The sequence below is a fragment of the Rothia santali genome, assembly GCF_024199905.1.
Lineage (GTDB): Bacteria > Actinomycetota > Actinomycetes > Actinomycetales > Micrococcaceae > Rothia > Rothia santali.
Genome location: NZ_JANAFB010000033.1, coordinates 25,139 through 34,145 on the forward strand (window position 1 = coordinate 25,139; position 9,007 = coordinate 34,145).

Here is a 9,007-nt window from a genome sequence, read left to right on the forward strand (position 1 = left end):
CGATCAGACCTCAGACGGTACATTGGTTTGGCACACTATGTAACGCTGCGGGCCCTGAATGTCGGCGAATTCACGCGGGACACGGGACCGGTGGCTTGCTACGGTGATCACATGCGATACACAGGCATCCACTTCATGAGGCTGCGCCCGCGCCGCTGACGGCGGCGCGCACCCACCCTCGACTCCCCCCGCGCCCCGTCCGAGCGTCCACGCCGGGCGGCCATCGGCCCTGCCCGGCTCCCCGGAGCCACGAGCTCCCCAGCTTGGAAGGGCATCATGCCTGCTGCACGCACACCATCCACCACGCCGCGCTCCCCTCGGGGGCCCCGGCCCGTCCCCGCCCAGAGTCTTCCCCGACGGGAGGCGGCGCACCTGAGCGCCGAGGGCGTCGCCGTGACCCGGGCCGGCGCGCCGGTCCTCCGGGGCCTCGACCTGACCCTCAACGCCGCGAGCCGGCTCGCGGTCGTCGGCGAGAACGGCCGCGGCAAGACCACCCTGCTCCACCTCCTGGCGGGGGACCTGGAGCCCGACGCCGGGACCCTCCGGCGCGCCGGGACCCTCGCCCTCTCCCGCCAGGCCCTTCCCGCGGGCGAAGCCACCGTGGGCGACCTCGTCGGCGAGGCCGCCGGGCCGGCCCGCGCCGCCCTGGCGGAGTTCGACGCCGCGGCGCAGGCCCTCGCCGAGCCGCTCGCCTCCCCGGTGCCCTCGGGCCCATCCGCCGAGGACCGCTACGAGCGCGCACTGGCCCGGGCCACCGCCCTGGAAGCCTGGGATGCGGAGCGTCGCGTCGACCTGGCGCTGGAGGCCCTCGGCGCCTGCGTCGACCGCGGGCGGGTCCTGTCGACCCTCTCGGTGGGCCAGCGCTACCGCGTCCGCCTCGCCTGCCTCCTGCACGGCGGGGCCGACCTGCTCCTCCTCGACGAGCCCACCAACCACCTCGACGCCGCCGGGCTGGCGTACCTGACCACGCGGCTGCGGGACTACCCGGGCGGCGTCGCGGTGGTCACCCACGACCGCGCCCTGGTGCGCGACGTGGCCCACGAGGTCCTGGACCTCGACCCCTCGGCGGACGGCAGACCCCGGCTCCACCCCGGCGGCTACGAGGGCTGGCGCGAGGGCCGGCGGCGCGAGCGCGAGCGCTGGGTCCGGGAGCACGAGGCGCAGCTGGCCGAGCACGCCCGGCTCCGCGGCGCCGTCGAGGCGGCTCGCGACCGCCTCGACACGGGTGGCGCCCGCCCAAGGGACGGGCAAGCATGCGCGCCAATCGCGCCCCCGGCGTCGTGCGGAGCCTCCGCCGGCGGGAGGAGGAGCTCGCGGCGCATCGGGTCACCGTCCCCGAGCCGCCGCTGCGGCTCGGCTGGCCGGGGTTCGCGTCCCGTCCGGGCGCGACGCTGCTGCGCGCGGAGGGGGCTCGCCTCTCCGGGCGCCTCCGGGACCCGCTCGACCTCCGGCTCGAGGGCGGCGGGAGGCTGCTGCTGACCGGCCCCAACGGCGCGGGGAAGTCGACGCTCCTGGACCTCCTCGCGGGACGGCTCGACCCGTCAGAGGGGACGGTGGAGACCGCGGAGGGGCTGCGGGTCGGCTACCTCGCGCAGGAGGTGCCCGCCTGGGAGGAGGGGCTGGCGGCCGGGGAGGTCCACCGACGGTGGGCCCTCCGCCTGCAGAGCCGCGGGATCGTGGGGGAGGCCCCCTCCCTGGCCTCCCTGGGACTACTGGGTCGCGAGGCGGCCTCGACGCCGGCGGGCCGGCTGTCCCTGGGGCAGCAGCGCCGTCTGCACCTGGCGCTGGTCCTGGCGGGGCTCCCCGAGCTGCTGATCCTCGACGAGCCCACCAACCATCTCTCGATGGCGCTGGTGGAGGAGCTGACCGAGGCCCTGGGCGGCACCCGGGCGTGCGTCGTCGTGGCGACGCACGACCGGCAGATGCTCCGGGACCTGGGAGGGTGGCCGCGACTCGAGCTGAGCTGACCTGTCGGAGCGAGCCGGGGCGGGTCCCGCGCGTGCCGCTGAGCTGCCGCCGGCCGGGGGGCCGCGCCCGAATGTGTCGCACTGCGGCGCGTCCTTGCCGCGGCGCACCCGGTGTGACATCTTGGGCCGGGGGCCCCGCCGGTCCCCGGCTCCGAGGGGCCTGCCGGTCCCCAGGTTCGAGGCCCCCGCCGGTCCCCGGACCCGAGGGCCCCGCGGATCCCCCGCAGACCGCAGGCCCGCACCACCGCGCCGCGCCCGGCCCGCCGCGCCCGAGACGAGGAGTTCGCGTGAGCCACTGGGACCCGGACGCCTGGTTCCGCATCGTCGACATCGCCGCGGTGGTCGCGAGCGGGCTCCTGGGCGGCGCCGTGGCGCGGGCCTTCCGGTTCGACGTCGTGGGCTTCGTGATGCTGGCGATCGTCTCGGGCATGGGCGGCGGCATGATCCGCGACGTCCTGCTGGGGGCCGGCTTCCCGGTCGCCCTGACGGACAGCGGCTACTGGGCCGGGGCTCTGGTCGCCGCCGCGCTCGCCTACACCCTGGACCTGGGGGCGAAGTGGTCCGACCGCGTGCTGATCGTGGTCGACTTCGTCGGCATGGGCTGCTGGGCCGCGACCGGGACCGTCAAGAGCCTCTCGCTGGGGCTGCACTGGCTGCCGTCCATCGCGCTCGGGGTCACCACGGCCGTGGGCGGGGGAGCGGTGCGCGACATCATGGTCAACCGCATCCCCGCCGTCTTCGGCGGCAACTCCCTCTACGCGACGATCGCCCTGGTCGGCGCCGTCGAGATGGCCGTGTTCTCCGAGGTCCTGGAGCGCCCGACGCTGGGCATGGGCGTCTCCATCCTGACCTGCGGGGCCCTGGGGGTCGTCTCCCGGTGGCGGAACTGGCGCCTGCCGGACCCCGTCAACCTCGTGGTCCCGCGGCCGCGCCTGCGCCTGGGCACCCGACGCCGCTCGCGCCAGTCCCAGCGGCAGCAGGGCTGGACGCCGGGCGAGCCGCTGACCCGGGACCTCGAGATCGTCACGGAGGACCAGATCAGGGAGCACCGGAGGAGGCGCCGGCCGGGGCGCGGACGGGCGGATCGGGGACGCTGACCCCACGGATCGGGCAATCTGCATCACAAGGCTATGTGATGTCCGCTACAATTCCCTCATGAGCCAGGCTCGGGTGGCCCTGCACGGCAGGGCGGCGGTTAGGGGTTCGTTCCCCTAGCCGCCCGGCACCCGTCGAATGCCTCCTGTGCCGGGGGATTCGGCGGGGTGCCGCGCGCCCTGCCGCCGGTCCGCCGGGGGCGTCCCCGAGCGCCTCGGGGCGACCGTTCCGGCCCTGATCGGCGGGGCGGCGCGTGGTGCATAGGTGAGTAAAGTATCGACGGTTCACCTAGAAGAAAGCTCACTGATGAACGGTTCACGCCACGAACAGCCCGCCCTGACCGCCGACGACATCCACGTCGTGGATCAGAAGGAGATGAAGAAGGCCCTCCGTGCGACCCTCCTCGGAAACTTCATGGAGTGGTTCGACATCGGGGTCTACGCCTACCTGACCGCCTCCATCACGGCGGTCTTCTTCCCGCTGCCCGAGCCGTGGGACCAGCTCGCGTTCTTCGCGACCTTCGCCGTGACCTTCCTGGTCCGCCCGCTCGGCGGGCTGATCCTCGGCCCCATCGGGGACAAGATCGGCCGCCGCAAGGTCCTGGCCTTCACGATCCTCATGATGGCCCTGGGCACCTTCCTCATCGGCTGCATCCCCAGCTACAGCTCGTGGGGCCTCCTCGCGCCCATCCTGCTGATCCTGCTGAAGTTCGTCCAGGGCTTCTCCACGGGCGGCGAGTACGCGGGCGCCGCCACGTTCATCGCCGAGTACTCCTCGGACCGGCGCCGCGGCTACTGGGGTTCGTTCCTGGACCTGGGCTCCTACCTCGGCTTCGCCGCGGCGGCCGGGCTGGCCACCGTCGTCGAGATCTTCCTGACCGCGGACCAGATGCTGGCCTTCGGCTGGCGCATCTGCTTCTGGGTCGCGCTGCCGCTCGGCATCGCCGGCATCATCATGCGGTCCCGCATCAAGGAGTCCGCTGCCTTCGAGGCCCAGATGGAGGCCGAGTCGCAGGGCGCCGACAGTGAGAGCCAGAGCATCGTGGGCGACCTGAAGGCCGTGATCCGCAAGTACTGGCGCCAGCTGCTCCTCGGGGCCTGCCTGGTCATGTGCTCGCAGGTGGTCGGCTACGCCGTCACCAGCTTCATGCCCTCCTACCTGACCGGCACCCTCGGGTACGACACGATCCACGGCAACGCCCTGCTGATCCCGGTGCTGATCATCGTCAGCCTCGCGCTGCCGGTGTTCGGCATGATCTCCGATCGCGTCGGTCGGCGCCCGGTGATCCTGACCGGCTGCGCGGTCGGCGTCGTCTTCTCCATCCCGGCGTTCCTGCTGATGATGATGGGGCACGTCTGGTCGACGCTGCTGGGCCTCATGATCATGGGCGTCATCATGATGTTCATGGTCTCGATCCAGGCCTCGGCGCTGCCGGCCCTGTTCCCCACGGCCAACCGCTACGCGGCGATGGGCATCATGTTCAACGTGGCCGTCGCCCTGTTCGGCGGCACCACGGGCGGCGTGATCACCGTCCTCGAGAGCGTCACGGGCAGCGACCTGGCGGGCGCGTACTACATCATGTTCGCCTGCGTCGTCGGCGGCCTCGGCGTCTACCTCATGAAGGAGAGCTCCGGCCGCAACCTCATCGGCTCGATGCCGGCCGTGGACCGCGAGGAGGAGATCGACCCCCTCATCGAGAGCCAGCACGAGAACGAGAAGCTGGACCTCTCGACCATGCCGATCGACATCGTCGACGACCCCCGGGCCAAGGGCGAGGGCGTCACGAGCTGACCCGGCCGCGACCTCCCGGACGCGGCTCGGGACGGGCGCGTCCCGCGGGGCCGGCGGAATACAGCATCCGCCGGCCCCGTTGTCGTTAATCACGGACCCATCGAGCCCCGCTTCGCAGGAGGAGTGAGCATGACTCACCGCAATTCGATCCCCCGGACCAACCTGTCCATCTTCCCCTTGAACCTCGGCGGCAACACCTTCGGGTGGACCTCGGACCGGGAGGGGTCCTTCGCCGTCCTCGACGCCTTCGTGGAGGCCGGTGGGAACTTCATCGACACGGCCGACGTGTACTCCGCGTGGGCCGAGGGCCACTCCGGCGGCGAGTCGGAGACCGTGCTGGGCGAGTGGCTCAGCGCCCGCGGCCGGCGCGAGGACGTCGTCATCGCGACCAAGGCCGGCCAGCACCCCGAGCACTCGGGCCAGGCGCGGGACACGGTCCACCAGGCGATCGACGCCTCGCTGAACCGCCTCCAGACCGACTACGTGGACCTGTACTACGCCCACTTCGACGACGAGGACGTGCCGGTCGAGGACCAGGCCCGGACCTACGACGAGATCGTCCAGTCGGGCAAGGCCCGGCACATCGGCATCTCCAACTACAGCCCCGAGCGGATGCGCCGCTGGTTCGAGTACGCCTACGTCGAGCAGCTGGCCCTTCCCGTGGCCATCCAGCCGCACTACAACCTCGTGACCCGCAAGGACTTCGAGAGCGGCTACGCGCCCATCGCCCGCGAGTTCGACGCCGCGGTCTTCCCCTACTTCTCGCTCGCCTCGGGCTTCCTCACGGGCAAGTACCGGAGCCTCGAGGACCTGCGGGGGATCGAGCGCCAGCAGCTCACCGAGGGCTACTTCTCCGAGGAGGGCCTCGCCGTGGTCGCCCAGCTGCGGGAGATCGCCGAGCGGCGCGACGTCGAGATCCCCTCGGTCGCGCTCGCCTGGCTGCTGGCCAAGGGCGTGACGGCGCCCATCGCCTCGGCGCGCACCACGGAGCAGCTGCCCGCCCTGCTCGAGGGGGCCTCGCTGTCCCTGACGGGGGACGAGGTCGCGGCGCTGGACCGCGCCTCCGCGCCCTTCGCCTGAGGGCCCTTTCCCTGAGCGCCGATGGTCTGCCGGGCCGGGTTGGCCGGGACGGGCTGTCGCGTCTGCGTCACGGCGGTCCTCGAGCCCGAATCGGTGCGTCCGGGCCGCCTCGGCGTGCTCGCCTCGCGGCGGTCCGCAGGGCCCGGGCCGGCGCTTCCGGTGCCAGCGGTCCTCAGACCCAGGTCAGAACGTCCGCGCCGTAGCGGCCGGGCGCCCGCGGCTCCCCGATCAGGGGCGCGACCCGCGTCAGCCTCCCGTGGGGCGAGCCGACCTCCACCAGCTCGGGCGCCGCCTCGCCCGCCGGTCCCGGCCCCGGGCGGAGGGGCGGGAGGGAGAACAGCTCCTCGGCGGTGCGGGCGAGCGAGAGCCTGGCGCTCCCGCCGGTCGGCAGCAGCGTGAGGGCCGCGGCTGCCGCTCCATACCCCGTGGCGTGGTCCAGCGCCTGGACCGGGAGCGCGCCGGGGTTCCAGGCCTCATCCCGCATGGACGTACCGTGCCCCGTGACCGTGTCATCGCGGGCCGCCTCTTCGTCGCCCGCCGCCGTCCCGTAGAGGTCGGCGATGCCGCTCGCCGCCTGCACGAGTGAGTCGAATCCGCGCCGCCCGCGCCACGGCTCCGGGCACCCTCCCCAGGCGTCGAGCTCCACGACGGCCAGGCCCGGACGGGTCTCCAGGGGCGCGGCCGCGTCGAGCCCGAAGCGGGCCAGGGCGCCGGGGCGGTAGCCGGTCAGCACGACGTCGGCCTCCGTCGCGAGCGCCCGCACCCGGTTCAGGGCGTCCGCCTCGCGCAGGTCGGCCTCGGCGGAGCGCTTGCCGTCGTCGGTGTCGAGGTGCTGGGTCAGCAGCTCCGGGCGGTGGGGAGGGTCCACGCGCAGCACGTCCGCGCCGAGGGCCGCGAGGAACTTGGTGCCGGTCGGGCCGGCGATGACGCGCGTGAGGTCCAGGACCCGCAGCCCCGCGAGGCGGGAGCCGGCGTCCCGCCGGTCGCCGGCCGGCCGGTCGACGGCGCGTGGGGACCCGGTCCGAGGGTGCAGCGCGATCCAGGGCGTCTCGGGCCCCGCCGCACCCGCCCGCCCCTCCGCGGGGAGGGTCGCGCGCCACTCCGCGCGCCCCCGCACGCGCACCGCGAGCCCCCCGGTCGCGAAGGCGAGCTCCTCGACGTCGGCCGCCGCGCGCTCCCGGAGGGCCGCCGCCAGCTCCCCGAGCCCCAGGGCCCCGGCCAGGGCGTCCCGGTGGTGTGGGTAGTTGGCGTGGGTGCGAACCCAGCCGTCGCGGCATTGGAAGAACCCCGACGCCGCGTCGTAGGGCTCCGGCGCGGCCCCGTCCACCCGCAGGTGCCGGATCGAGGCGAAGGCCCCCGCCAGCCGCCGGGTGTCCAGCGCGAAGCGGCGCTCGCCGAGGAACGCGTGCGCCGCGGTCAGCGCCGCCGAGGCCGAGCGGATCGCCAGCGACTCGACCGGCAGGGCGCCGTTCCACCAGGTTCGGGGGCCGATGACGGCGGGGGCGAATCGCTCCGCCGCCTCCCGCGTGATCCACTGAACCTGGCTCTGAGCTGGGAAATCGTCCATGGGTCCAGTATCCCCAGGTGAACAACCGTCATATTTCACATGATGGAAATATTCTCTCCCCTTGTGGAAATTGTCAGAATGGGGGTACATTGAGTGTGCTCTGGTTCACACCCATCCTCCGAGAGGTTCAGACACATGAAGATGTCAGATCCGGCCACGCTGAAGGCGAGTTCGGCACGGCCCGCGAAGAAGAAGCGCTGGTATACATCGCTGTTCTTCCAGATCCTGGTCGCCATCGTGGCGGGCGTACTGATCGGCCACTATTGGTCCGACCTCGGTGCTGACCTCCGTCCTCTCGGTGACGGCTTCATCCGGCTCATCAAGATGATCATCGCACCGCTGATCTTCCTCGTGATCGTCACGGGCATCGCGGCGGTCGGCGACGTCAAGGCGGTCGGTCGCGTGGGCGTCAAGGCCCTCGTCTACTTCACCGCCGCGACCCTGTTCGCGCTGGTCTTCGGCCTCATCGTGGCCAACGTCGTCCAGCCGGGCGCGGGTCTGAACATCGACCCGAACTCGCTGTCCTCGGACGCGCTGGACGCGAAGACCGCGGGTGCCGAGACCCCCGACGGCGTCGGCGGCTTCCTCCTCGAGGTCATCCCCGAGAGCGTGATCGGGGCCTTCGCCTCCAACACGCTGCTCCAGGTGCTGTTCTTCTCCGTGTTCTTCGGCGCGGCCATCGTGGTCATCGGCCAGGAGCGCTGCAAGCCGATCCTGAACATCATGGAGACCCTCCTCGAGCTGATCTTCAAGATCATGTCCTGGATCATGCGCCTCGCCCCGCTGGGCGCGTTCGGCGCCATGGCCTTCATCATCGGCCAGTACGGGATCGAGACGCTCGGCACCTACGCGATGCTGATCCTGGCCTGCTACGGCGCGGCCGTCCTGTTCATCGGCGTCCTCTTCGTCGTCGCCTGGTCCTTCGCCCGGGTCCCGCTGTGGAGCTTCATCAAGTACTGCCGCGAGGAGTTCCTCCTGGCGCTGGGCACCGCCTCGACCGAGGCCGTGATGCCCCGCATCATGGGCAAGCTCTCCAACGCGGGCTGCTCGCGAGCCACCACCGGCCTGGTCGTCCCGACCGGCTACTCCTTCAACCTCGACGGCGCGGCGATCTACCTCTCGATCGCCCTGCTGTTCCTGGCCCAGGCCTTCGGGCACGACCTGTCCCTCGGCCAGCAGCTGGCCGCCCTGGGCATCCTGCTCCTGACCTCGAAGGGCATGGCCGGCGTGCCGGGCTCCTCGTTCCTGGCCCTCTCGGCCACGGCCGCCGCGCTCGGGATCTTCCCGGTCGCCGGCGTGGCGCTGCTGCTCGGCGCCGACCGCCTCATGGACTCCATGCGCGTCGTCGTGAACCTGCTGGGCAACTGCGTGGCGACCTTCGTGGTGGCCAAGTGGGAGAAGCAGTTCGACCGTGACGTGATGCTCCGGGCCTTCGCCGGCGAGTACACCAACGAGGACTCCGCTATCCTGCTCGGCAAGGAGGACGAGTACCGCGAGCAGGAGCGCA

General features: G+C 72.4%; 5 protein-coding genes and 1 pseudogene. 5 read left to right on the forward strand and 1 reads right to left on the reverse strand.

Annotated elements, in window-relative coordinates; genetic code table 11:
• Positions 1 to 276 precede the first annotated feature (276 nt).
• The 4 genes and pseudogenes from NBM05_RS11945 to NBM05_RS11960 all read left to right on the forward strand — a co-directional run bounded on the left by NBM05_RS11945 (position 277) and on the right by NBM05_RS11960 (position 5,933).
• Positions 277 to 1,967: pseudogene (locus tag NBM05_RS11945) on the forward strand (ATP-binding cassette domain-containing protein).
• 287 nt (positions 1,968 to 2,254) lie between these two features.
• On the forward strand, positions 2,255 to 3,064 hold the full coding sequence (locus NBM05_RS11950) for a trimeric intracellular cation channel family protein (protein ID WP_254167712.1): 810 nt from the start codon (positions 2,255 to 2,257) through the stop codon (positions 3,062 to 3,064).
• 304 nt (positions 3,065 to 3,368) lie between these two features.
• On the forward strand, positions 3,369 to 4,853 hold the full coding sequence (locus NBM05_RS11955; RefSeq protein ID WP_254167714.1) for an MFS transporter: 1,485 nt from the start codon (positions 3,369 to 3,371) through the stop codon (positions 4,851 to 4,853).
• 129 nt (positions 4,854 to 4,982) lie between these two features.
• Entirely contained in the window at positions 4,983 to 5,933 is a 951-nt protein-coding gene (locus NBM05_RS11960; protein ID WP_254167716.1) for an aldo/keto reductase, read from the forward strand.
• Positions 5,934 to 6,105: 172 nt separating this feature from the next.
• On the opposite strand, the gene NBM05_RS11965 is transcribed toward NBM05_RS11960, so the two are convergent.
• A complete protein-coding gene (locus tag NBM05_RS11965; RefSeq protein ID WP_254167718.1) occupies positions 6,106 to 7,500 on the reverse strand; it encodes a CoA transferase in 1,395 nt (464 codons plus the stop codon).
• A 135-nt stretch (positions 7,501 to 7,635) separates the two neighbouring features.
• On the opposite strand from NBM05_RS11965, the gene dctA reads away from it, so the two are divergent.
• The coding region (dctA, locus tag NBM05_RS11970) for a C4-dicarboxylate transporter DctA (protein ID WP_254167720.1) at positions 7,636 to 9,007 on the forward strand (1,372 nt) is incomplete at its 3' end.